This is a genomic window from Catellatospora sp. IY07-71 (assembly GCF_018326265.1).
GTDB lineage: Bacteria > Actinomycetota > Actinomycetes > Mycobacteriales > Micromonosporaceae > Catellatospora.
In genome coordinates, this window is the sequence record NZ_AP023360.1 from 312,397 (window position 1) to 335,152 (window position 22,756).

The 22,756-nt window shown below is 72.6% G+C and carries 20 protein-coding genes and 1 riboswitch; of the genes, 4 read left to right on the forward strand and 16 right to left on the reverse strand.

Annotation, left to right across the window (positions count from 1 at the left end; all coding sequences use genetic code 11):
* Nucleotides 1-27: 27 nt before the first annotated feature.
* The gene (locus CS0771_RS01440; RefSeq protein WP_212839436.1) at nucleotides 28-948 is read left to right on the forward strand and encodes a GNAT family N-acetyltransferase; all 921 of its coding nucleotides are present in this window, start codon (nucleotides 28-30) and stop codon (nucleotides 946-948) included.
* 81 nt (nucleotides 949-1,029) lie between these two features.
* Here the strand turns inward: CS0771_RS01440 and CS0771_RS01445 are convergent, their stop codons facing one another.
* From CS0771_RS01445 to cobN, 3 genes are all read right to left on the reverse strand, one after another.
* Entirely contained in the window at nucleotides 1,030-1,869 is an 840-nt protein-coding gene (locus CS0771_RS01445) for a DUF6585 family protein (RefSeq protein WP_212839437.1), read from the reverse strand.
* A 1-nt stretch (nucleotide 1,870) separates the two neighbouring features.
* A complete protein-coding gene (locus CS0771_RS01450; protein WP_212839438.1) occupies nucleotides 1,871-2,227 on the reverse strand; it encodes a hypothetical protein in 357 nt (118 codons plus the stop codon).
* 95 nt (nucleotides 2,228-2,322) lie between these two features.
* On the reverse strand, nucleotides 2,323-5,973 hold the full coding sequence (gene cobN / locus CS0771_RS01455; protein WP_212839439.1) for a cobaltochelatase subunit CobN: 3,651 nt from the start codon (nucleotides 5,971-5,973) through the stop codon (nucleotides 2,323-2,325).
* 56 nt (nucleotides 5,974-6,029) lie between these two features.
* A riboswitch (cobalamin riboswitch) is annotated at nucleotides 6,030-6,215 on the reverse strand.
* 38 nt (nucleotides 6,216-6,253) lie between these two features.
* Here cobN and CS0771_RS01460 point away from each other — a divergent pair.
* Complete coding sequence (locus CS0771_RS01460; protein ID WP_212839440.1) at nucleotides 6,254-6,610, forward strand: DUF2784 domain-containing protein; 357 nt, start codon at nucleotides 6,254-6,256, stop codon at nucleotides 6,608-6,610.
* 148 nt (nucleotides 6,611-6,758) lie between these two features.
* Here CS0771_RS01460 and CS0771_RS01465 read toward each other — a convergent pair whose 3' ends face one another.
* The 8 genes from CS0771_RS01465 to CS0771_RS01500 form a co-directional block, all read right to left on the reverse strand.
* The gene (locus tag CS0771_RS01465) at nucleotides 6,759-8,486 is read right to left on the reverse strand and encodes a hypothetical protein (RefSeq protein ID WP_212839441.1); all 1,728 of its coding nucleotides are present in this window, start codon (nucleotides 8,484-8,486) and stop codon (nucleotides 6,759-6,761) included.
* Nucleotides 8,483-9,850, reverse strand: a complete 1,368-nt coding sequence (locus tag CS0771_RS01470; RefSeq protein WP_212839442.1) for a hypothetical protein — start codon at nucleotides 9,848-9,850, stop codon at nucleotides 8,483-8,485. Before CS0771_RS01470 ends, CS0771_RS01465 begins: the two co-directional genes overlap by 4 nt.
* Nucleotides 9,851-9,935: 85 nt before the next feature.
* On the reverse strand, nucleotides 9,936-11,546 hold the full coding sequence (locus CS0771_RS01475; RefSeq protein WP_212839443.1) for a DUF4331 domain-containing protein: 1,611 nt from the start codon (nucleotides 11,544-11,546) through the stop codon (nucleotides 9,936-9,938).
* A gap of 300 nt (nucleotides 11,547-11,846) precedes the next feature.
* On the reverse strand, nucleotides 11,847-12,236 hold the full coding sequence (locus CS0771_RS01480) for a PPOX class F420-dependent oxidoreductase (protein WP_212839444.1): 390 nt from the start codon (nucleotides 12,234-12,236) through the stop codon (nucleotides 11,847-11,849).
* 37 nt (nucleotides 12,237-12,273) lie between these two features.
* A complete protein-coding gene (locus CS0771_RS01485; protein ID WP_212839445.1) occupies nucleotides 12,274-12,552 on the reverse strand; it encodes a DUF6510 family protein in 279 nt (92 codons plus the stop codon).
* Between the two features lie 2 nt (nucleotides 12,553-12,554).
* Nucleotides 12,555-13,319, reverse strand: coding sequence for a ferredoxin reductase (locus tag CS0771_RS01490; RefSeq protein WP_212839446.1), 765 nt, complete (start codon nucleotides 13,317-13,319; stop codon nucleotides 12,555-12,557).
* A complete protein-coding gene (locus tag CS0771_RS01495) occupies nucleotides 13,289-13,897 on the reverse strand; it encodes a sulfite oxidase-like oxidoreductase (RefSeq protein WP_212839447.1) in 609 nt (202 codons plus the stop codon). The genes CS0771_RS01490 and CS0771_RS01495 overlap by 31 nt, the downstream gene beginning before the upstream one ends.
* Nucleotides 13,898-14,098: 201 nt before the next feature.
* Nucleotides 14,099-15,382, reverse strand: coding sequence for a citrate synthase (locus tag CS0771_RS01500; protein WP_212839448.1), 1,284 nt, complete (start codon nucleotides 15,380-15,382; stop codon nucleotides 14,099-14,101).
* Nucleotides 15,383-15,590: 208 nt separating this feature from the next.
* Between CS0771_RS01500 and CS0771_RS01505 the strand changes: the two genes are divergently transcribed.
* On the forward strand, nucleotides 15,591-16,109 hold the full coding sequence (locus tag CS0771_RS01505) for a nucleoside deaminase (protein ID WP_212839449.1): 519 nt from the start codon (nucleotides 15,591-15,593) through the stop codon (nucleotides 16,107-16,109).
* 137 nt (nucleotides 16,110-16,246) lie between these two features.
* On the opposite strand, the gene CS0771_RS01510 is transcribed toward CS0771_RS01505, so the two are convergent.
* The 3 genes from CS0771_RS01510 to CS0771_RS01520 form a co-directional block, all read right to left on the reverse strand.
* On the reverse strand, nucleotides 16,247-17,251 hold the full coding sequence (locus CS0771_RS01510; RefSeq protein WP_212839450.1) for an NAD-dependent epimerase/dehydratase family protein: 1,005 nt from the start codon (nucleotides 17,249-17,251) through the stop codon (nucleotides 16,247-16,249).
* Nucleotides 17,252-17,430: 179 nt separating this feature from the next.
* Entirely contained in the window at nucleotides 17,431-19,650 is a 2,220-nt protein-coding gene (locus CS0771_RS01515; RefSeq protein ID WP_244871290.1) for an ATP-dependent RecD-like DNA helicase, read from the reverse strand.
* A 209-nt stretch (nucleotides 19,651-19,859) separates the two neighbouring features.
* The gene (locus tag CS0771_RS01520) at nucleotides 19,860-21,239 is read right to left on the reverse strand and encodes an FAD-binding oxidoreductase (RefSeq protein WP_212839451.1); all 1,380 of its coding nucleotides are present in this window, start codon (nucleotides 21,237-21,239) and stop codon (nucleotides 19,860-19,862) included.
* Between the two features lie 171 nt (nucleotides 21,240-21,410).
* On the opposite strand from CS0771_RS01520, the gene CS0771_RS01525 reads away from it, so the two are divergent.
* The gene (locus tag CS0771_RS01525; protein WP_212839452.1) at nucleotides 21,411-22,064 is read left to right on the forward strand and encodes a hypothetical protein; all 654 of its coding nucleotides are present in this window, start codon (nucleotides 21,411-21,413) and stop codon (nucleotides 22,062-22,064) included.
* Between the two features lie 9 nt (nucleotides 22,065-22,073).
* Here the strand turns inward: CS0771_RS01525 and CS0771_RS01530 are convergent, their stop codons facing one another.
* The gene (locus tag CS0771_RS01530) at nucleotides 22,074-22,358 is read right to left on the reverse strand and encodes a hypothetical protein (RefSeq protein ID WP_212839453.1); all 285 of its coding nucleotides are present in this window, start codon (nucleotides 22,356-22,358) and stop codon (nucleotides 22,074-22,076) included.
* The gene (locus tag CS0771_RS01535; protein WP_244870538.1) at nucleotides 22,352-22,660 is read right to left on the reverse strand and encodes a hypothetical protein; all 309 of its coding nucleotides are present in this window, start codon (nucleotides 22,658-22,660) and stop codon (nucleotides 22,352-22,354) included. The genes CS0771_RS01530 and CS0771_RS01535 overlap by 7 nt, the downstream gene beginning before the upstream one ends.
* Nucleotides 22,661-22,756 lie beyond the last annotated feature (96 nt).

Consider the following 22,756-nt stretch of genomic DNA (forward strand, 5'->3'; position numbering starts at 1 on the left):
GTTTGCCGCCCCTGTTAGACAGGCTGTGTGACGAGCGAACCCGTGATCCGCGAGGCGACCATCGCCGACGTGCCCGGCATGGCGCGCATCAGGTATGCCGCATTCCCCTGGTTCACCGCCAGCGTGGCGCAGCAGGAGGTGTGGTGGCGCACCAGCCGCCCCGAGGGCCGAACGTTGCGGCTCGTCGCCCTGCACGACGGTGCGGCGGTCGGCTGGGCCTCCGGCGGCTTCAACGTGTCGACCACCGAGGAGCGGGCCGGTCACGTGGAGCTGGTGGTGCACCCGGAGCAGCGCGGCCGGGGCCTCGGCACCGCCCTGTACGACCGGATCGAGGAGCACCTGCGCGCCATCGGCGTACGCCGGGCGCGCGCCTTCGCCACCGAGGACGCCACCTCGCAGCGCTGGGCGCAGGCGCACGGCTACACCCAGGGCGCCCGCGACCGCTACGCGAAGCTCGACACCGCCGTGCTGCCGCCCGTGCCCGCGCTGCCCGCCGGTGTCACGGTGTGCAGCCTCGCCGAGGCGGGCCGCGAAACCGTGTACGACCTCGACCAGGCCGCCTCCATCGACGAGCCGGGCGACATGTCCTTCGACGGCGTCCCGTTCGACGTGTGGACCGCCCGCTACTGGGAGAGCCCGGACCAGCAGCTCGACATCGGCACCGTGGTCATGGTGGACGGCGTCGCCGCGTGCGGCACGTTCTTCGAGGCGAACCGCGAGCTGGGCAAGGGCATGTCCACCGGCACCTGCACCCGCCGGGAGTACCGCGGCCGGGGCCTGGCGAAGATCGCCAAGTCGGTCGCCCTGCGCCGCGCCGCGGAGGCCAGCATCCACACCGCGATCACCTGCAACGACTACACCAACGCGCCGATGATCGCGGTCAACGACTGGCTCGGCTACCAGCCCTTCGCCGACGAGTACTCCTACCTGAAGCACTTCGACGCCTGACGCGTGCGCGGTTTCGGGGAAACTGCACGAAATCAGCACGGATTTCGCCCAGTTTCCCCGAAACTGCCGGACCGGTCCCGTCTACTGCTCGGTGCCGCGCAGCTTGGCCAGGATCGTCTCGGTCATCAGCAGGAACGTGTGGGCGTTGGGCATCTGGCCGAAGCTCACCTGCGGGGACACCCGCTTGCCCGCGCGGTCCACGACGCTCACGAAGCCCTGGACGACCTGGACCCCACCGACCTGCGACCAGGGCACGACCTTGCCCTTCTTCGTGGCCAGGCCGTCCTCGGTCACCGTCAGGTCGCCGAAGGCGACCGGGTTGCCCTTGTCGAAGTACGACAGCGCCTTGGGCAACTGAGCCTGCGCCACCTGGGCGGCCAGCGCCGGGCCGAACCGCGCCATGTCCGTGTGGATCTGGCGCATCCGCGTCTGGCGGCCGTCGTTGCAGGTGATCCGGTAGTCGTAGACGGTGGTGGTGACCCCGCTGTTGTTGACCACGACGATCGCCGCGAACAGCGTCTGCACCTCGTCGAACCGGTAGACCTCGGTCCCCTTGCGGCGCACCCACACCCAGCCCCGCTCGAACAGGTGCACCTGGAACCCGCGCGCCGTCTTGGACACAGCGGGGCTGCGCAGCAGGATCCACAGGAAGCCGGCCAGGAACAGCGCGGTGATCCCCCACAGCACGGCCGAGGCCACCGCGGCGGCGCTCTGGCCCTCCTCGGTGGCCGACGAGCTCGCGCCGACCGTCGCGAAGACGGCGATCACGCCGAACAGCGCCACGAAGATGCCCAGGCCGACCGACGCCTGCTTGTTCCACTTCGCCGGGTAGGTCTCCCTGTGGGCGCCCAGGTCGCGCCCGGCGGCGGCCGCCGTCACCTCGGCGGGGACCGCCGCGGTGGACTCGATGTCGACGGTCATGTCAGCCCTCCTGCGTCCACGCCTGGGCGGCAGCCACCTGCTGCGCCTCCCTGCGGCTCTCGCGCCGCCCGGCGAGCAGGGATCCGGCCGCGATGAGCAGGAACAGCGCGCCGCCGCCGAAGAAGACGATCCGCATGACCTGGCGGCTCTCCGCCGTCTTGACCTTCATCTCGTCGTAGGTGTGCCACGCGGTCTCCGTGTCGGTCACCAGCAGGCACTTCTGGCCCGGCTCCATCGTCTTGTCCGCGCACTTCACGGAGTCGCCGGAGGTGGCCAGGAATCCGATCACGATGCAGAGCACGCCGATGAGGCCGCACATCACCACGCCGGCCATCAAGCCGGCTTTAGGCTTCGCCATATGTCGATCTCCCCGTACAGGAATGTGTGGCCGCCACCGTAGCCACGCTGGAGATCAGCTGTGAATCGCCCGATCACCCGAGCACCGCGACGCCGTCAGCCCTCCAGCTCGCCCTCCACGGCCAGGTACGCCTCCCGGAGCGCGTCGAGCACGGCCGGGTCCGGTTCGGACCACAGGCCACGGTCGGCGGCCTCCAGCAGGCGCTCGCTGATGCCGCGCAGCGCCCACGGGTTGGACCGGGTCAGGAACTCCCGCACCTGCTCGTCGAACACGTACGCCGCGGCCAGCTGCTCGTACATCCAGTCGTCGACGACCCCGGCCGTGGCGTCGTACCCGAACAGGTAGTCCACGGTCGCGGCCAGCTCGAACGCGCCCTTGTAGCCGTGCCGCATCATCGCGCCGATCCAGCGTGGATTGACCACCCGGGCCCGGAAGACACGTTTGGTCTCCTCGGCCAGGGTGCGCGTGCGCACGCTGTCGGGCAGGTGCGAGTCGCCGATGACGGCGCTGGGCGAGACGCCGGTCAGCGCGCGCACCATGGCCACCATGCCGCCGTGGTACTGGAAGTAGTCGTCGGCGTCGACGATGTCGTGCTCGCGGGTGTCCACGTTCTTGGCCGCGACGCTGACCCGCCGGTACACCCGCTCCAGGTCGTCCCGGGCGGCCCGCCCGTCCAGGTCGCGGCCGTAGGCGTAGCCGCCCCAGACCGCGTACACCTCGGCCAGGTCCCGGTCGTCGCGCCAGTTGCGGGCGTCGATCAGCGGGAGCAGGCCCGCGCCGTACGCCCCCGGCTTCGAACCGAAGATGCGGGTGGTGGCCCGGCGCCGGTCGCCGTGCTCGGCCTCGTCGGCGCGGGCGTGCGCGGCGAGGAAGTTGTCCGCGTCCGGCTCGTCCAGCGCGGCCACCGCCCGCACCGCGTCGTCGATGAGCGCCACCGCGTGCGGGAACGCGTCGCGGAAGAAGCCGGAGATGCGCACCGTCACGTCCACCCGCGGCCGGCCCAGTTCCGCGAGCGGCACCACCTCGAACCCGCTCACCCGGCGCGAGGCGTCGTCCCAGGTGGGGCGGCAGCCCAGCAGCGCCAGCACCTCCGCGATGTCGTCGCCCTGGGTGCGCATCGCCGAGGTGCCCCACACGGTCAGCCCGACCGTGCGCGGCCACTCGCCCGTCTCCTCGCGGTGCCGGGCCAGCAGCGAGTCGGCCAGCGCCACGCCCACGTCCCAGGCGTTGCGCGACGGGATCGCCTTCGGGTCCACGGAGTAGAAGTTGCGCCCGGTCGGCAGCACGTTGACCAGGCCGCGGGTGGGCGAGCCGGACGGACCGGCCGGGATGTAGCGCCCGTCGAGCGCGCGCAGCACCGCGGTCACCTCGTCCACGGTCGCGTCCAGCCGCGGCACCACCTCGGTCGCGGCGAAGCGCAGCACCGCCTCGACCGCGTCGTCCGGGCCGCCGAGCACCTCGGCGACCACGGCCGGGACCTTCGACGGCTCCCAGCCCAGCGTCTCGTTGCCGAGCACCAGCCGCCGGGCCACCCCCTCGATCAGGTCGACGGCGTCCGCGCCGGTGCGGGCCGGGCCGTCGGCGACGTCGGTCAGGTCCTCCGGGACCACCACCGCCGCGCCCGGCTCGGCCAGCAGCGCGCGCTCGTCCAGGCCGAAGCGGCGGCACAGGGCCGCGCGCAGGCCCGGCAGCGCGCCGCGCCGCCCGCCCCACACCTGGTTGGCCCGCAGCACCGCCAGCACCAGGTTGACCCGCGCCTCGCCCTGCGGGGCGCAGCCGAGCACGTGCAGGCCGTCGCGGATCTGCGAGTCCTTGACCTCGCACAGGTAGCCGTCGACGTGCAGGATGAAGTCGTCGAACTCGTCCGCGCCGGGCATGCCGTCCTGGTGCAGGTCGTGGTGCAGCTGCGCGGCCTGGATCAGGGTCCAGATCTGGGCCCGCACGGCGGGCAGCTTCGCCGGGTCGAGCGCCTGCACGGTGGCGTACTCGTCGAGCAGCTGCTCCAGCTTCGCCATCTCGCCGTACGTCTCGGCGCGGGCCATCGGCGGCACCAGGTGGTCCACGATCACCGCGTGCCCGCGCCGCTTGGCCTGGGTGCCCTCGCCGGGGTCGTTGACGATGAACGGGTACACCAGCGGCAGGTCGCCCAGCACCGCGTCCGGCGCGCACTCCCGCGACAGGCCCAGCCCCTTGCCCGGCAGCCACTCCAGCGTGCCGTGCTTGCCCAGGTGCACCACCGCGTCCGCGCCGAAGGACTGCTCCAGCCACCGGTACGCGGCCAGGTAGTGGTGGCTCGGCGCGAGGTCCGGGTCGTGGTAGATGGCGACCGGGTTCTCGCCGAACCCGCGCGGCGGCTGGATCATCAGCAGCACGTTGCCGAAGCGCAGCGCGGCCAGCACGATCTCGTCGCCGTCCACGTACAGCTCGCCCGGCGGCTCGCCCCACGCCGCCCGGATGCCCTCGCGCAGCCCGTCCGGCAGCGCCGCGAACCAGGCCGTGTAGTCCCGCAGCGGCACCCGGGCGGGGGCGGCGGCGAGCTGCTCCTCGGTCAGCCACTCCACGTCGTGCCCACCCGCCGCGATCAGCGTATGGATCAGCGCGTCCCCGTCCTCGGGGAAGCCCTCCCCGAGGTCGTAGCCCGCCTCGCGCAGTGCCCGCAGCAGCACCACGGCGCTGGCCGGGGTGTCCAGGCCGACCGCGTTGCCCACCCGCGAGTGCCGGGTCGGGTAGCTGGACAGCACGATCGCCAGCCGCTTGCCCGCGTTCGGGATGCCGCGCAGCCGCGCGTACCGGCACGCGATCCCGGCCACCCGGCGCGCCCGCTCCGGGTCGGCCGCATACACCGGGATGCCGTCCGGGCCCGGCTCCTTGAACGAGAACGGCACCGTGATCAGGCGCCCGTCGAACTCGGGTATGGCCACCTGCATCGCCGCGTCCATCGGGCTCAGCGCCGCGTCCGAGTCCGCCCAGGCCGCCCGGGACGAGGTCAGGCACAGCGCCTGGAGCACCGGCACGTCCAGCTCGGCCAGCGCCGCCACCGACCACGCCTCGTCGTCGCCGCCCCCGCCCGCGTCGGCGGGGGTGGTGCCGCCCGCGGCCAGCACGGTCACCACGATCGCGTCGCACGTGCGCAGCACGTTCCGCAGGCCGTCCGGCACCCCGCGCAGCGAGCCGCAGTACACCGGCAGCGCGTTCGCGCCCGCCTCGCGCAGCGCCCCGGCCAGCGTGTCCACGAACGCGGTGTTCCCGGCCAGCTCGTGCGCCCGGTAGTAGACGATGCCCACCGTCGGCCGGGCCGGATCGGGGTCCGGGCCGGGGCGTACGCCGTACTCCGGGGTGCGGGCCGGCGGCGCGAAGCCCTCGCCCGTCATCAGCAGCGTGTCGGACAGGAAACGGTGCAGCTCGTGCAGGTTGCCCGCGCCGCCCTCCACCAGGTAGGCCAGCGCCTCCCCGGCCACCCGGGCGGGCACGGTGGACTCCGCCTGGAGCGCGGCGTCGGGCAGCGCCTCGCCGCCCAGCACCGCGACCGGCACCCCCGCGGCGAGCACCGCGTCGAGCCCGTCCGGCCAGGTGCGGCGGCCGCCGAGCAGGCGTACCACCACGAAATCCACGCCCGCCAGCAGCTCCGGCACGTCGCCGGGGTCGAGCCGGGCGGGGTTGGCGATGCGCCAGGCCGCGCCGCAGGCGCGGGCGGCGAGCAGTTCGGTGTCCGCTGTGGACAGCAGCAGGCCCTGGGCAGCCGTCATGACCGCGTTCCTCCTTCGGGGTCCGCGCCCCGGTAGCAGAGTCGTCGCGGCGGCCGGAGTCTCCTGACTCCCGGATCGGCGCCCGTCCCCGGCCTTCCCTTGCGGTGGCCGCGGAACGTGGTGAGTCGCTTGGTGCGCCGCTTGAGCGGCGGCGCACCGGGACGAACCATGTTCCGCTAGGGGTGGGGACGGGCTCCCCGGTAACAGTGGCGGGACCGTCTCGGATTTCCACCGAGTTCCTCCCTGCCGCCATCGGGATCGTAGCGGCAGATAATGGAGCATGGCCTATCGGGCGCTCGCCGACGCCACCATGGCGGTGCACTTCCTGTTCCTGGCGTACGTCGTCGGGGGCGGCTTCCTGGCCTGGTGGCGGCCGTGGCTGCGCTGGCCGCACCTGGCCGCGGCGGGCTGGGGCTTCGCCACGATCGTGTTCGGGCTGACCTGCCCGCTCACCTACGTCGAGGACTGGGCGCGCCGCCGCGCGGGCGAGCAGGGCCTGTCCCGCGGCTTCATCGACACCTATCTCACCGGCGTCGTCTACCCCGAGCGCTACACCCTCCAGCTCCAGATCCTCGCCGCCCTCCTCGTCCTCGCCTCCTGGCTGATCCCCCTCCTGAAAGGAAGGGCACCTTCTTAACGCTTTACGTAGAAGAAGGTGCCCTTCTTAACGTCGCCGCCGGGGCGGCCGCCGTGGGTGCGGTAGATCTTGTGCGGTTCGTGCTGTCCTGACGACACCAACCGCACAAGATCTACATCGCGGTCCAGGCGACGGCCTGGCGTGGACGTCAGACCAGAGCGGCAGCACGCGCGGCGAGCCCCACGCCGACCAGCAGCACCATCGCGCCGGCCGCGTACGGACCCGCCAGCCGCAGCCGGCGGAACCGGCTCAGCCTGCCCGCCCACCGGTCGCGCACCTTCAGCAGCACCAGACCCGCCGCGGTGAGGGTCGCCGCCATGCCCAGGCCGTACGCCAGCACCAGCAGGATGCCGAAGCCCGTGCGGCCGAGCGCGATCGCGCCGAGCAGCACCACCAGCGCCGACGGGCTGGGCACCAGCCCCGCCGCCACCCCGATGGCGCCGATGCCCCACCGTCCACCGCCCGGCCCGGCGGGCGCGTGATCGTGGGCGACGCCGCGCGGATGCGCGTGATGCGGTGCGACGCCGTCCTGATGCGGGTGGGTGTGGTGAACCCCGTGGCGCTCAGTGTGGTGGTGCGCGGCCTCGTCTGGATGCGTGTGCTGGTGAGCGGCTCCGGCGGGATGTGGGTGGCTGTGGTGGAGTCCGTGCGGGTGGGCGTGTTCCTGGGTGGTTGCGGCGGCGGGTGTCGTCGTGTGGTGGCCTTCGTGCGAATGGGAGTGAGTGCGGCCGAAGAGCCCGTGGCGGTGCCCGTGCTCGCCGGGGCGGCGGGCGTTGCGCAGCATGGCCAGGCCCACGGTGACGACGATGGCGCCGCTGGCCAGGCCGAGCCAGCCGAGCACGGTCTGCCCGGTCAGCCCGGACACGGCGGTGAGCAGCAGCCCGAGGGCGATGACACCGCCGGTGTGGGTCGCGGTGACGGTCGCCCCGACGTAGAGGGCGTCGCGGGGGCGGCCCGCCCGCCCGGCCAGGTATACCGCCATCACCGTCTTGCCGTGGCCGGGCAGCAGCGCGTGACCCGCCCCGAGCACCAGCGCGAGCAGCACCGTCAGCACCCCGACGGCCGGGGTGAGCCGGTCCGCGCCCACCGCGTCCACCACCCGCTGCTGCACCCACGCCGCCCAGCGCAGCGGCGCCGGATCGTCGGCCGCAGCCGCCCGTCCCGCGTCCCCGCAGGCCCCAGCGGGACCGGCGGAGCCAGCGGAGCCAGCGGAGTCTCCGGGATCGCCCGCAGCGGCGCAGGTGTCCGACGTGCCGCCCGGGGCGGGCTGGACGCTGATCCGGGCCTCGCGCACGTCGAGCGGCGACCCGAGCAGATCGACCGGGTATTCACGCAGCTCGTTCGTGGCGCTGCGGACCGGGACCGGGGAGCCGGGCAGCGCGACGCCCACGCCGTACGCGGTGATCTCGTGCCAGCCGACCCGGCCCGGCAGGTGCCCGTTGCGCACGGTCAGCTCGGCGGCGCGGTCCAGGGCGGCGGGTGCGCTCAGGGTGCAGGTGACGCGGCTGGTGTGCAGCCCGGCCGAGCCGGCTTCCAGCGTCATCGCCGCCGTGCCGACGCTCCAGCGCAGCGCGCCGCCGTCGACGTGTACCACGATGTCCTGGGCGAAGGAGCCACACGCGGCCGCGGCGTACCGGGAGAGTTCGGTGGCGTCCGCGGTGCCGTCGCCGCTGGTGTCCAGCGCGGGCCGTTGCTGCAGGGTGGGCAGCTCGGCCTGGTCGAGGATCGCGGTCGCGTCCACCGCGCCGGGCCGCAGCGTGAGCGCGACGAGCTGGTTGACGGAGAAGTCGCCCAGCGGGTGGGCGTGCGCGGGAGCGGGCAGCAGCAGCGTGGCGGCGGCGGCCGACGCGAACACCAGGAACAGCTTGCGGATCATGAGGCACCTGCCAGGGCGAGGGCGCGCGCCGCGGCGGGCGCGTCGAGGGGCGAGAAGTGCGGGTTGAGATCGAGGGCCCGCGCCAGGTCGCGGCGGGCCCCGGCACGGTCGCCGAGCGCCAGCTCGATCATGCCGAGGTGGTACGCGTACGGCGCGCTGCGCGCGCCGAGCGCCGCGGCGGCACGGGCGTATTGCAGCGCCTCGGCGGGACGGCCGGCCTGGTACAGGGCCCAGGCGAAGGTGTCGGCGACGTCGGTGTGGCGGCGGCGGGCCCACTCGGCCCCGGCCAGGCGCACCGCGCCCGCATGGTCGCCGCGGGCCAGGGCGAGCTCGGCCGCGGCGAGGTCGTCGGCGCCGCCGCCCGCTGCCAGCAGGTCGAGCGCGGCACCGGCCAGCGCGAGCTGCGCGTCGGCCTCGGCGGCGCGCCCCAGCGAGCGCAGCAGCTCGGCGTGTTCGACGAGCAGGGACGGGGTGGGCGAGGCCGCCGCCAGCTCCGCGTACGCGGCCAGTGCCTGCTCCGTGCGTCCTTCAGCGGCGTCGACGCGGGCCATACCGTGCCGCAGCGGCAGGCAGTCGGCCCGCGCGGCCAGCCCCGCCTGGTACTCGGTACGTGCCGCGGGGAGGTCCCCGGCATGCCAGGCGAGGTCGCCGAGCTGCTGCCGGACGAAGGCGAGGTCGGCAGGTGCCACGGCAGCGGCCAGCGCCGTCGTCCACAGCTCACGGGCCTCGTCGATCCGCCCGTGCTGCTCCAGGTCGTACGCGGCGCGCGACAGCGCGGGCAGTCCCGGCCGCAGGTCCAGCATCGCCTGCACCGCCTCAGTGGCCTCCGCGGGCCGCCCGAGCTGGGTCAGCGCGTCGGCGAGCACGCCGTGTGCGTCGGCGCTGTACGCGTTGATCCAGATCGCCTGCCGGGCCAGCCGCTCGGCCTGCCCGAAGTCGTGCCGCGCGTTGGCCAGCGCCCCCAGCCCCACCAAGGCCAGGTCGTTGCCACCGACGCCACCCTTGCCGCCGTCTCTGCTGCCGCCGTTCTCGCTGTCGCCGTGCTCGCTGCCGTCGGCTCCGGCGGGCGATGCGGGGCGCAGGCGCAGGGATTCGTGCAGCGCGCCTTCGGCGCGCGGGTAGTAGCCGGGGTCGCCCGTGATCCGGGCCTGCTCGACATAGGCGCTGCCCAGCTCGGCCCAGGTGCGCCAGTCACCGGGCACCTCGCGCAGCCGCCGCTGGGCCTGCTCGATCGAGCGGACCAACGGATCGGCCGGGGCGACCGGCGTCTCCGCCGTCCAACGCCCGGGCGGGGCACCGAACGCGCCGCCGAGCCCCACCAGCGCCAGCGCGGTGACCGCCACCGCCAGCAAACGCCGCTTCATGACCTCTCCTCCCCTTCCCAGACGCGAAGCGTTAGGAAGGGCACCTTCTACAACGGAAAGCGATAAGAAGGTGCCCTTCCTTTCCTCAGGTGGTGCGGTTGCGGCGGCGCATCCACCAGCCGGCGAAGAAGAGCAGGCCCAGGCCGCCCGCGAGGGACGAGCCGACGACGGTCATCATGTCGCCGGTGGACATGCCCGGGTCCTCCGTCGCGGCGGAGGCCGGTGAGGCGTTCGCCGTGCCCGGTGCCGGGTCGGCGCGCGTGCCGCCGCCGACCGTGTTGACGCCCGCCGCGTTGGGCAGGGCCACGTACGGGAACGTGCCGCCGAACGTGTTCTCGTTGGCGTCGACCCCGTCGCCGGTGGCCAGCGCGTCCACGAGCTGCCCGGTCTGCGCGGCGCCGACCAGGGCCTGCAGCTCGATGTCGACGACGTCGTCGGTGAGCCGCCGCCCGTTCGGGAAGCCCTGCAGGTCGCCGCCGAGCACGCCGAGCCGGTTCGGGTCGGCGGTCACCGGCACGGAGAGGTTCAGCCGCAGCATCTCCGCCGGGCGGAACCGCGCCGGGTCGACGTCCGCGTTGTTCAGCTGCGAGTTGAGGTCCGCCTTGATCGGCCCGTCGGCCTTGGTGGTGATGCCGGTCAGGAAGATCTCGACCAGGTCGTCGCGCGGCGTGGCCGGTGCGGGGATGTCGTAGATCGCCTCGATCAGCTTGGGCACCTCGGGTTCGGTGACCCGCTTGACCAGCTGCGGGATCTTCGCGTCGCCCTCCGGCTTGGACGCGTTGAAGGCGTCCTTCAGCCCGGCGGGCGTCACGACCTCGTTGACCAGCGGGTTGCCCAGGCGCGAGACCTGGACCCGGTCGCCCGTACGCGGGTCGCCGATGCGCCCGGTGATGCGCACGCGCGGCCGCTCGGTGGTGGTCCACACGCCGATGACGGGGTTGCGCTGCCCGTCGCCGCGCAGCGCCACGTCCTTGAACGGCACCTCCAGCACGATGCTGTTGACGTTGTACCCGGCGAGCGTGTCCTGCCCGGTCTCGCTCAGGTCGCCGCCGTAGAGCAGGTCGAACACCCGCAGGTCCAGGAAGAACGGGTCGTCGGCCTGGCCGGCGAAGACCCGCCAGCCGCCGGGCAGCTTGATCGTCGCCTGGTCGCGCAGCGTGCCGTAGTCCGGCATCGAGGCGTTGCCGACCCGGGACGGGGCCACCGGCACGTTCGTCGCGCGGGTCCGGAAGCCCTCGCCGCCGAACGACGACTCCAGCGTGTACGTCTGCCGGAACAGCAGGTTCTCGTCGTCGAGCGAGGTGACCGGCCCGTTGTTGTAGAGGAACGTGTTGCTGCCGCGCTTGTCGGTGTTCTTGAAGGTCCACCGGAAGCGAGCGTCCGGCTTCGCGTCGCCGTCGTTGTCCACATTGATCAGGTAGGTGGCGTCGGTCGCGAACGGGTGGAAGTTCGGGCCGCCGTCGGGCTCCTGGAACGGCACCCAGTTGGCCACGAAGGTGACGTAGCCGGGGCGGTCAGGGCTGACGAAGGCGTACAGGTCGGTCGCGTCGACGGCCGGGTCCATCGCGATCAGGGGCGCCTCACGGTGGCTGGACGCGCCGGCCGCGCCGGGGCCGAGCGCGTACAGGCCGCCGGCGAGCGCGACGCACGCGGCCAGCGCGGCGGCGACGCGGTTGCGGCGAACGGTGAGTCTCATGGTCGGTCCTCCCCAGTCCTCTCGGGTCGAGGGGCCAGACGCGACTGCCGCGTCTGTTGCGGGGACTTCGGACCAGCTCCGGGTATTGATGGGCGCCTGTCTGATTGCCGTCTTCGGGCCATCCGGAGGCGCTCCGGCACCGAAGCACCTCTTCCGCCCGGTATCGCGGCCGGTGTCGGCGTCCTGCCTACCCTCCGCACCGGCGGGAGGTCGCGAAGATCGCTGTTTCGTGTCACTTCGCCTGGTAGAACCGCAGATCTTGACACGAGACAGCGATCATGCGCTAGAAGGTGCCCTTCCTTACTGGGCGAGTTTGGCGGTGGGGGTGACTTTGACGATCACGCGGACCTCCTCGGGCTTGCGCCAGGGGTAGGTCTCCTTGCCGAGGTACTTGTAGGCGAGCTTGTCGATGTGCGCGTCGGCGCCCTCCTCGACGAACTCGACGTCGCCCTTCACCCAGAGGGTGCGGTAGTCGTCGTGCTTGTCCACGATGGAGATGCCCACCCGCGGGTCGCGGACCAGGGCGTTGTACTTCACCCGGCCCTTGGCGGTGTTGAAGAGGATGTGCTCGCCGTCGGTGTCGATCCACACCGGGGTCACGTGCGGCGAGCCGTCGGCCTCCGTCACGGCCACGTGGGCGAGCTGGGCCTCGTTGAGCAGGGCGAGGTCGTCGTCGGTCAAAATCGGCATAGCACGCAATGTACCCGTAATGCCGTACGGAAAACGGCTACTCCGGGGGCATCGGGATGCGCAGCGACATGGTGCCGCGCAGGTCCAGCCAGGCGTCCGACGGGCCCCGGACCAGCCGCATCAGCACCTCCTGGCAGGACGGGCAGCGCGCGACGAGGCCGGGCGCCTGCGCGTACACCTTCATGCCCGCCACCGGACCCTCGCCGCCGCAGTGCACGCAGCGCCCCACGGCGCCGGTCATGTCCACGGTGAACAGCTCGCGCAGCGGCCCGGCCAGCGTGTTGCCGTCGGTGTAGTCGTCGGAGAAGAGGTCCATGGTCAGCTCCCGGTCGGCCCGAAACGCTCGGTCTTCACGCGGCGCGGGTCGTGGCCCAGCGCCACCAGGATGTCGGCGACCGTCTCCACGAACGCGGTCGGGCCGCACACGAAGCAGGACGGCTGGAAGTCCGGCGGCCAGCCGCCGTTGTTCACGTCCGCGACGCTCAGCCGCCGCGGCGCGGCGGGCCAGCCCTCCGGCGCCTGCCGGGTGTACACGTAGCCGACGTCCAGCCCCATGTCGTCCCGGGCGCGGGTGCGCAGCTCGTCGGCGTAGAAGCGGTCCTCCGGCGTACGCACCGAATAGATGAGCCGGAACAGCGCCCGGCTGCCCGCCTCCCGCCGCGCCCGGATCATCGCCATCAGCGGCACGATGCCCGAGCCGCCCGCGATCAGCAGCACCGGCGCCGGGTCGGCCGCACGCCAGACGAACCAGCCGCCCACCGGCCCGCGCAGCTCGATCACGTCGCCGGGCACCAGGGTCTCGGTGAGGTACGGCGAGACCTCCCCGTCGTCGACGCGCTGCACGGTCAGCGCCACGCGCGTGCCGTCGGCGGGCGTCGCGATGGAGTAGCTGCGCTGCGTGCTGTACCCGTCCTCGGCGGTCAGCCGCACGTCCACGTGCTGCCCCGGCAGGTGCCCCGGCCAGTCGGGCACGTCGAACACCAGCGTGCGCGCGCTGGGCGTCTCCTCGACGACCTCGGCCAGCCTGGCCGCGTGCCAGGTCAGCCGCCGGTTCAGTCCCCCTGATACCGCTGCTCGCGCCATGGGTCACCGTAGTCGTGGTAGCCGGCGCTCTCCCAGAAGCCCGGCTCGTCCTCGTCGGTCAGCCGCAGGCCGCGCACCCACTTGGCCGACTTCCACAGGTAGAGGTGCGGCACCAGCAGCCGGGCCGGGCCGCCGTGCTCGGGGTGCAGATCCTCGCCGTCGAACTTGTACGCGATCCACGCCTGCCCGTTGCGCAGGTCCTCGAACGGCAGGTTCGTGGTGTATCCGCCGTACGAGTGGACCATCACGTAGTCGGCCGCCGTGTCCACCCCGTCGAGCAGCACGTCCAGGCTGACGCCCTGCCAGCTGGTGCCCAGCTTCGACCACTTGGTGACGCAGTGCAGGTCGACGGTCGGCTGCTCGCTCGGCAGCGCCATCAGCTCCGCCCAGCTCCACCGGTGCTTCTCCCCCGCCTCGGTGACCACGACGAACTCCCACGTGTCCGTCGGCACCCGCGGCGTCGGCCCGGCCGTCAGCACCGGAAAGTCCTCGGTCAGATACTGCCCCGGCGGCAGCTTCACGCCACCGCCCTCAGCCCCCCGCCGCCCCCGGAACCCCGGCGACACGATCCCACCCATCCCCCACAACTACCACCCGCCGCCCGTCCCCCGCCCCGCTTCCCCCGCGTTGATCATGAACTTATGGGCGTGTTCAACGGCGTGTCGCTTCCCTAACTTCATGATCGACGCAGCGGTCCCGCGAGGGCGGGGCGCACAGGTGGGGTACGCGGAAGGGCGCGCTCGCCGTGCGGCGGGCGCGCCCTTCCAGGTGCGTGTGGGTCAGCGGTCGGCGACCGGGATGAAGTTGCGCTCGGGCGCGCCGGTGTAGACCTGGCGCGGGCGGCCGATCTTGGTGGCCGGGTCGCTCATCATCTCGCGCCACTGGGCGATCCAGCCGGGCAGGCGGCCCAGGGCGAACAGGACCGTGAACATCTTCGTGGGGAAGCCCATGGCCTTGTAGATCAGGCCGGTGTAGAAGTCCACGTTCGGGTAGAGCTTGCGCGAGACGAAGAAGTCGTCGGCCAGCGCGATCTCCTCGAGCTGCATCGCGAGGTCGAGCAGCGGGTCCGGCTTGGCCATGCGGCCCAGCACGTCCTGCGCCATGTTCTTCACGATCGCGGCGCGCGGGTCGTAGTTCTTGTACACCCGGTGGCCGAAGCCCATCAGGCGTACGCCGTCCTCGCGGTCCTTGACCTTGCGTACGAACGCGGCGACGTCGCCGCCCTCGGCGCGGATGCGCTCCAGCATCGCCAGCACGGCCTCGTTGGCGCCGCCGTGCAGCGGGCCGGACAGCGCGTTCACGCCGGAGGAGACCGAGGCGAACAGGCTGGCCTGGGCCGAGCCGACCAGGCGCACGGTCGAGGTGGAGCAGTTCTGCTCGTGGTCGGCGTGCAGGATGAGCAGCAGGTCCAGCGCCTTGGCGAAGACCGGGTCCACCTCGTAGTCGGTGGCCGGCACGCCGAACGTCATACGCAGGAAGTTCTCGACGTACCCGAGGTTGTTGTCCGGGTAGAGCATCGGCTGGCCGATGGACTTCTTGTACGCGTACGACGCGATCGTCGGCAGCTTGGCCAGCATGCGCACGGTGGAGATCTCGACCTGCTCGTTGTCGAACGGGTCCTGGCTGTCCTGGTAGAAGGTGCCCAGCGCGCTCACCGCGGCGGACAGCACGGCCATCGGGTGGGCGTCGCGCGGGAAGCCCTCGAAGAACCGCTTCATGTCCTCGTGCAGCAGCGTGTGCAGGCGCACCCGCCCGGTGAACTCTTCGAGCTGCGCGGCGGTGGGCAGCTCGCCGTACATGAGCAGGTACGAGACCTCCAGGAACGTGGAGTGCTCGGCCAGCTGCTCGATCGGGTACCCGCGGTATCGGAGGATGCCCTCGTCACCGTCGATGTACGTGATCGCCGAGGTGCACGCCGCCGTGTTGACGAAGCCGGGGTCGTACGTGACGTACCCGGTCTCCTTCAGCACCTTGCCGATATCGAGCCCTGACGAGCCCTCCACGGCCGGCTGCACTTCCAGGGAGAGGTGTCCACCCGGGGTTTCCAGGTTCACATCCGCCACGACTTCCCTCGCTTTTTCGGGAGCTTCTCTTACCAAAGTTAAGTTTCAGGGTAAGCACTTGACGGCGGCATATGCGCTCTCCACCGCTGAGGGGAGAATCACGGTCCCCGCCGCGTTTTGCCTGGACTTGCCATCTTTTCTACCGAATGCGGGAGGGATGTCGGCCAGAGCACCCGCCCCGGCACCGCCCGCGGCTTACCCTGGATCCGTGGCGACGGAGCCCATGGCCAGCGTGGACATGTCAGGCGAGGAAGCCGAACGCTGGCTTGCCCTCGCGGTGAAGTTCGCCGTCTCGAACGTGGAGACGGGCGGCGGGGGACCGTTCGCCTCGATCATCGTCAAGGGCGGCGAGGTGATCGGCCGCGGCGTGAACCGGGTCATCCGTGACCTGGACCCCACCGCGCACTCCGAGATCGTCGCCATCCGCGCCGCGTGCCGCCAGGCGCTGCACTTCCGGCTGCCGGGCGCGGTGCTCGTCTCCTCCTGCGAGCCGTGCCCGATGTGCCTGACCGCCGCGCTGTGGGCGGACATCGGCCGCATCATCTACGCCGTCGACCGGCACGAGGCCGCCGCCGCGGGCTTCCCCCAGGTCGAGCTGTACGACCTCTTCGAGGACCCGCAGCACACCTGGACCGTCCCCGTCGGCAAGATCTCCATCGCCCAGTCCCACGACCCCTTCGACGCCTGGCAGCGCACCAAACCCCAGCGCGAAGCCCGCCCCCGCTGACGACGCCCGCGCGCCTCCTCTTCACCTGCACTTTCGGGGAAACTGCAGCCTCCCAGCCGCGGCCGGCTGCAGTTTCCCCGAAACTGACGCTCCGACCGGCGGGGGCGGGGCGGGGCGGGGGTATGCGGGCGGCGGGGTCAGGAGCCGCCGTGGGCGTCGTGCCAGTGGGCGAGCAGGGCGGACTCGTCGGCGCGGGTGATGCCCGCCCAGGGCTTGCGCTCGGGCGCGGTGGCCAGCCAGGCGAGGGTGTCGCGGGCGGTGTCGGCCAGGGGGCGGGGGCTCAGGCCGGCGGCGAGCGCGCTGGAGACGTCCCGGGCCATGAAACCCGCGTACTCGGGCAGCGGGAGCCACATCGGCAGCGAACGCTCGCCCATCCACGGCTCGACCCCCTCGGCGGCCAGGAAGTCCTGGTCGACCCAGGTCAGCTCGGGGGTGACCCCGATCCCTGCGGCGATGCCCGCGAAGAAGTCCGCCCGGGTGACCGGAGCGCCGATGCCGTCGTACGGCCCGGCCAGGCGCCGCTCGGCGGCCTGCACCAGCCACGCGGCGAGATCGCGCACGTCCACCCACTGCACGAGGTCGTCCGGCGAGCCCGGCGCGAGGATCTCGCCGCCGTCGGCGAGCCGGGAGACCCAGTAGTCGAACCGGTTCGTGGTGTCCTCGGGGCCGACGATCAGCCCGGCCCGGCACAGCATGGCCCGGTCCGCGCCGACCCCGTCGACCAGCGCCTTCTCGCAGGCGACCTTGGCCGGGCCGTAGTTCGGGCCGGTGGCGTCGTCGGTCTCCAGCGGCAGCGGGTCGAGCAGCCGCGCGTCGGCCGCCCGCTCGCCCGGGGCGCTCTGGTCGGCGTAGACGGAGCAGCTGGACACGTACACCCAGTGCGCGGCGCGGTCGCGCAGCACGGACACCGCGTGGCGCACGTGGCTGGGCCGCCGGGCGACGTCGATCACCGCGTCGAAGGAGCCGTCGAGCCCGGCCAGGCCGTCGGGAGCGTCGCGGTCGGCGGTGACGAGCCGAGCCCCGTCGGGCACCCCGCCGGACACGCCGCGCGCGACGCAGGTCACGTCATGTCCCGCCGCCAGCGCATGGGCGGCCACCGCACGCCCGAGGAATACCGTGCCACCGAGTACGAGGATCCGCATGGCCGCAAGCATCACCGACCCCGCCCCGGATTCGCACACCCGTTCGCGCTCGGCGTACCCCCACCCCCCGGCCCGGCCGCCGCGAGGCCGCGCCGCCCCACGTCAAGATCGCTCGACTTGCCAGGCAGACGGGCGAATGCGGGCTCAAGATACGCCCGTCTGCCTGGCAAGTCGGATGATCAAGCGGGGTCGGGCGGGAGGAGGCGGTGGTCGAGGGCGGTGTGGCGGCGGCCGGCGCCGAGGGTGCGGACGGCGACGGCGAGGGCGCGGGTGGAGCCGGCCAGGACGACGAGCTTCTTGGCGCGGGTGACCGCGGTGTAGAGCAGGTTGCGCTGGAGCATCATCCAGGCGCTGGTGGTCAGCGGCACGACCACGGCCGGATACTCCGAGCCCTGCGAGCGGTGGATGCTGATGGCGTACGCGTGCACCAGCTCGTCCAGCTCGTCGAAGGCGTACTCGACGTCCTCGTCCTCGTCGGTGCGCACGATCAGCTTGTGGTCGTCGGGCTGCATGCCGGTCACCACGCCGACGGTGCCGTTGAACACCCCGGCCGTGCCCTTGTCGTAGTTGTTGCGGATCTGGGTGACCTTGTCGCCGACCCGGTAGACCCGGCCGCCGTAGCGGCGCTCGGGGCGGCCCTCGACCGCCGGGGTCAGCGCCTCCTGGAGCAGCTGGTTGAGGTTGCCCGCACCGGCCGGGCCGCGGTGCATCGGGGTGAGCACCTGGATGTCGCGGCGGGCGTCGAAGCCGAACTTCTTCGGGATGCGCTTGCTGACCAGGTCGACGACGAGCGGCGCGGTCGCCTCGCTGTCCTCGCACTCGAAGAAGAAGAAGTCGGGGAAGCCCTTGAGCTGCGGGAACTGGCCCGCGTTGATGCGGTGCGCGTTGACCACCACGCCGGACTCCTGCGCCTGGCGGAAGATGCGGGTGAGCCGGACGCGCGGGATGACGTCGGCGTTGAGCAGGTCGCGGAGCACCTCGCCCGCGCCGACCGAGGGCAGCTGGTCCACGTCGCCGACCAGCAGCAGGTGCGCGCCGGGCGCGACCGCCTTGACCAGCTTGTTGGCCAGGATCAGGTCGAGCATGGACGCCTCGTCGACGACCACCAGGTCCGCGTCGAGCGGGTTGTCCCGGTCGTACGAGGGATCGCCGCCCGGCTGGAGTTTCAGCAGCCGGTGCACGGTGGTGGCCTCGTGGCCGGTCAGCTCGGCGAGCCGCTTCGCGGCCCGGCCCGTCGGCGCGGCGAGCACGATCTTCGCGCGCTTGGCGCGGGCCAGCTCGACGATGGACCGCACGGTGAAGCTCTTGCCGCAGCCGGGGCCGCCGGTGAGCACCGCGACCTTCTCGGTCAGCGCGAGCCGCACCGCCTGCTCCTGCTCCGGGGCCAGCTCGTGGCCGGTGCGGGTCTTCAGCCACGCCTGCGCCCGGTCCCAGTCGACCGAGCCGAACGCGGGCATCCGGTCGCGGCCCGTGTTGAGCAGCGACAGCAGGCTGCCCGCGAGGCCGCGCTCGGCGCGGTGGAACGGCACCAGGTAGACGGCGGGCACCGGGCCGTCCGCGCCGGGCACCTCCTCGCGCACCACGCCCTCGTCGTCGGCCAGCTCGCGCAGGCACTGCTCGACCAGCGCCGCGGGCACGGCCAGGTCGTGCCCTTCCTTGTCGGTCACCGCGAGGATCTTCGCGGCGTCGGTGACCAGGTTGGGCGCGGGCAGGTAGCAGTGGCCGCCGTCGGCCGCCTCGCTGAGGGTGTACTGCAGGCCGGCCTTGACGCGCTGCGGGGAGTCGTACGCGATGCCGACCGCGCGGGCGATGGTGTCGGCGGTGCGGAAGCCGATGCCCCACACGTCGGCGGCCAGCCGGTAAGGCTCCTCCTTGACCACCTGGATGGAGGTGTCGGCGTACTGCTTGTAGATGCGCACGGCAAGGGACGTGGACACGCCGACGCCCTGCAGGAAGATCATGACTTCCTTGATCGCCTGCTGCTCCAGCCAGGCGGCGGCGATCAGCTTGGTGCGCTTCGGGCCCAGCTTCGGCACCTCGATCAGGCGCTGCGGCTCGTCCTCGATGACGCGCAGGGTGTCGGTGCCGAAGTGGGCCACGATGCGCTCGGCCAGCTTCGGGCCGATGCCCTTGACCAGGCCCGAGCCGAGGTAGCGCTCGATGCCGACGATCGTCGCGGGCAGCACGGTCGTGTAGTTCCACACCTCGAACTGGCGGCCGTAGCGCGGGTGCGAGGTCCAGCGGCCGGTCATCCGCAGGCTCTCCCCCGGCTGCGCGCCGAGCAGCGAGCCGACCACGGTGAGCAGGTCGTTTCCCGACTTCTCGGTGGCGACGCGGGCGATGGTGTAGCCGGTCTCCTCGTTGGCGTACGTGATGCGCTCCAGCACGGCGTCCAGCACGACGCCGGGCGGGCGGGCGCCGTCGGCGGGCGGGCGGGGGCCGGGCGCCGCCGGGGGTGAGGTCAACGCGGTCACTCCGACATGGTGCCGTACGGGTCCGTCAAGGCGCCTCACCGCGCCGCACCCGTGCAGTTGCGGGGAAACTGCACGCGACGCACCGCCCACGCGTGCAGTTTCCCCGAAACTGCAACCCCGCGGGCCCGAGCGGGTCAGCGCTCCGGACGGATGTTGGCGTTGAGGTGGAAGGTGTTGTCGGGGTCGTAGGCGGCCTTGATGCGGGCCAGGCGGCGGTAGTTCTCCAGGCCGTAGCCTGCGACGACGCGCTCCTGGCCCTCCTGGCCGATGAAGTTGCTGTACACCGCGCCGGTGGACCACGGTTTCATGTCGGCGCGGGTGTCGCGGGCCCAGCGGATCGCGCGGGCGTCGTCGTCCGCGTCGGTCCACAGGCCCAGCGGGTGCACCACCCAGGGGGCCCGGCGCCAGGGCACGGGATAGCCGGCCGGGCCGGACGCGACCGCGCCGCCGTACGGGAACAGCACGTGCTGCGACGGCGACGGGCACACCATGTCGTCCGCCCGCGCGCAGAACAGGTCGACCGCCTTGTCCGGCAGCTCGTCGAGGTGCTCGGCGGACCAGTAGTTGCGGTAGCCGGGCGGGTCGTCGAACATGCTCTGCAGCTCGGCGTAGGGCACCTCGGCGATCAGCTCGCCCTCGTGCCCCAGCGACAGCAGCGGCGCGATGACCTTGCGCGCGGCCGACAGCTCCCCGGCGTAGGTCACGAGCATCGCGCAGGCCAGCCGGTCGACCAGGTGCGGCGGGGTGAACGGCTCGGCCGGGCCGGTGAGGTAGATGACGCCGCCGCCGACCTCCTCGGGCGCGTTCTCCATGAAGTCGCGGTACGCCCGGACCACGTCGGGCCCGGCCTCGGGCCGCCACAGCAGCAGGGCCACGCTCGCCGTGGGCAGCGGATGCAGGCGCAGCGTCAGCGAGGTGACCACGCCGAAGTTGCCGCCGCCGCCGTGCAGCGCCCAGAACAGGTCCGGGTGGCTCTCCTCGCTGCACACCACGGTGTTGCCGTCGGCCGTGACCACCTCGGCGGCCAGCAGGTTGTCGCAGGCCAGGCCGAACTTGCGCTCCAGCCAGCCGGAGCCGCCGCCGAGGGTGAACCCGCCGACGCCGGTGGTGGACACCCGCCCGCCGGTGGTGGCGAGGTCGAACGGCTGGGTGGCCCGGTCGAGGTCGCGCATGACGGCGCCCCCGCCCACGCGGGCGATCCGCCGGGTCGGGTCGACGGTGACCCCGTTCATCCGGCGCAGGTCGATGACGAGGCCGCCGTCGGTGAGCGCGCTGCCCGCCACGCCGTGGCCGCCGCCGCGGACGGCGATCTCCAGCCCCTGCTCGCGGCCGAAGGCCACGGCACGCGACACGTCGGCGGCGCCCGCGCACTGCGCGATCACGCTCGGCCGCTTGGTGATCATCGAGTTGAACAGGGTGCGCGCGTCGGCGTACGCCGGGTCCTCCGGCGTGAGCACCGTGCCGGCGAAGCCGGTCCGCAGACCGGCCAGCGCCGTGTCGCCGAGGACTGTCATCGGATGCCTCCGTGGATACTCCGGCCTTCAGGCCGCTTCCGTCACTCACGGGCAGGCACGCGGGCGGCGCCCCCGCGCCCGACAAGCAGTAGCCTAGCCACCGCCGGGGGCGCCGGTGCGGAAAGAGAGATCTGCGCATATCGTGCGCACGGTGCATCTACCCTCGAGCACATGGCGGTCCCGCAGATCGACGTGACGCGCATGAACGAGGCGGTGGAGCGGCTGCTCGCGACGACGGTGCAGCCACGGCACCGGTTCCTGCTGATGACGTACGCCCGGCAGCGCCTGCTGGAGGCCGCGGGCCGGCACGAGGAGCTGTTCGCCCCCACCGAGATGATCGAGGAGCCGAGCTACCACCTGCGCATCCTCGGCGGCGCGAGCAGCGGCACGGGGCGCGGGCCGGTGGCCCGGCTCTACCAGGACTGGGCGGCCACCGGCTGCTGCGTGACCTGGCGCGAGGGCGAGCAGATCGCGGTGGCCGACAACTTCGTCGCGTCCACGGCGTACGTGCACCGCTTCGCCCCCGGCGCGGTGCTCGCCCGGCACGGCGTCGCCGTGGACGACCCGGCCGCGATGTACCGCTACACCGCGCCCGAGGAGAGCTCCTGGCTCTACGACACGCGCTGCCGGCTGGCCGGGCAGGACGTCTGGGAGGTGGACCCGGCCCGGGCCGTGGTCACCCGCTGCGAGCCGGGCGAGGTGATCACGCTGGACCGGTCCGCCGCCGCGCTCGCGCCGCTGATCCGGCCGCTGCCGGCGTACGACGACTTCCTTCGCGGCGCGGCCGAGTTGCGGGCCACGCCGCGCCGGGAGGCGGCCAAGTAGCGGTGCCGCTCAGCAGAACCAGCCGTCCTGCACCCAGCCGTTGCGGTTGACGTGGCCGTAGGCGAAGCCGTAGACGTAGCCGCCGCTGCGCGGCCCCTTGACCAGGAACGTCTGTCCCGCGTAGAGGGTGCCCATCCAGGCGCCGAGCGGCTCGGTCCGCACGAACAGCGACTCCGCGCAGACGGTCTCCCGCACCCCGATCGTGCCGTTCGCGGCCTGCGCGGGGGCGGCCGTGGCCAGCAGCGCGAGCCCGGTCAGCGCCGCGACGGCGGTGCGCACCAGCGGTCTCACCATGAGTCGTAGCCTCCGATGCACTCGATGCGCATGTATCCCCAGTCGTTGGGGCCGAAGTCGAACGTCGCCGCCCAGCCGTTGTAGACGGGGTGCGCGCCGGGGGTGTGCCCGATCTTGTTGCCGTACTCCAGCACGCGTTTGAGCCCGTGCGGGCCGGAGGCGGAGTCGTAGTTGTCGTAGAAGCTCGCGGACTGGCAGATGTTGACGGCGTGCCGCGGCACGACGACCGCCTGGGCGGGACTCGCGGTGGCGAGCACGCCCAGCACGGCGAGCGGCGCCGCGATCCGTGCGGGGATTCGCATATCCACTTTCTTCACTGGTCTTGATCCGGACAAGTTATCAGCGGCGAAGGTTGTATACAAGATGTGCATCGCCTATGAAAGTTTCCGACGCCGACC

Excerpts from the sequence above, each read along its gene's own strand:
- CS0771_RS01445 (WP_212839437.1), bottom strand. The coding sequence starts at position 1,869 with ATGACCGTCGACATCGAGTCCACCGCGGCGGTCCCCGCCGAGGTGACG.
- CS0771_RS01450 (WP_212839438.1), bottom strand. The coding sequence starts at position 2,227 with ATGGCGAAGCCTAAAGCCGGCTTGATGGCCGGCGTGGTGATGTGCGGC.
- cobN (WP_212839439.1), bottom strand. The coding sequence starts at position 5,973 with ATGACGGCTGCCCAGGGCCTGCTGCTGTCCACAGCGGACACCGAACTG.
- CS0771_RS01460 (WP_212839440.1), top strand. The coding sequence starts at position 6,254 with ATGGCCTATCGGGCGCTCGCCGACGCCACCATGGCGGTGCACTTCCTG.
- CS0771_RS01465 (WP_212839441.1), bottom strand. The coding sequence starts at position 8,486 with ATGATCCGCAAGCTGTTCCTGGTGTTCGCGTCGGCCGCCGCCGCCACG.
- CS0771_RS01470 (WP_212839442.1), bottom strand. The coding sequence starts at position 9,850 with ATGAAGCGGCGTTTGCTGGCGGTGGCGGTCACCGCGCTGGCGCTGGTG.
- CS0771_RS01475 (WP_212839443.1), bottom strand. The coding sequence starts at position 11,546 with ATGAGACTCACCGTTCGCCGCAACCGCGTCGCCGCCGCGCTGGCCGCG.
- CS0771_RS01480 (WP_212839444.1), bottom strand. The coding sequence starts at position 12,236 with ATGCCGATTTTGACCGACGACGACCTCGCCCTGCTCAACGAGGCCCAG.
- CS0771_RS01485 (WP_212839445.1), bottom strand. The coding sequence starts at position 12,552 with ATGGACCTCTTCTCCGACGACTACACCGACGGCAACACGCTGGCCGGG.
- CS0771_RS01490 (WP_212839446.1), bottom strand. The coding sequence starts at position 13,319 with ATGGCGCGAGCAGCGGTATCAGGGGGACTGAACCGGCGGCTGACCTGG.
- CS0771_RS01495 (WP_212839447.1), bottom strand. The coding sequence starts at position 13,897 with ATGGGTGGGATCGTGTCGCCGGGGTTCCGGGGGCGGCGGGGGGCTGAG.
- CS0771_RS01510 (WP_212839450.1), bottom strand. The coding sequence starts at position 17,251 with ATGCGGATCCTCGTACTCGGTGGCACGGTATTCCTCGGGCGTGCGGTG.
- CS0771_RS01520 (WP_212839451.1), bottom strand. The coding sequence starts at position 21,239 with ATGACAGTCCTCGGCGACACGGCGCTGGCCGGTCTGCGGACCGGCTTC.
- CS0771_RS01525 (WP_212839452.1), top strand. The coding sequence starts at position 21,411 with ATGGCGGTCCCGCAGATCGACGTGACGCGCATGAACGAGGCGGTGGAG.
- CS0771_RS01530 (WP_212839453.1), bottom strand. The coding sequence starts at position 22,358 with ATGGTGAGACCGCTGGTGCGCACCGCCGTCGCGGCGCTGACCGGGCTC.
- CS0771_RS01535 (WP_244870538.1), bottom strand. The coding sequence starts at position 22,660 with ATGCGAATCCCCGCACGGATCGCGGCGCCGCTCGCCGTGCTGGGCGTG.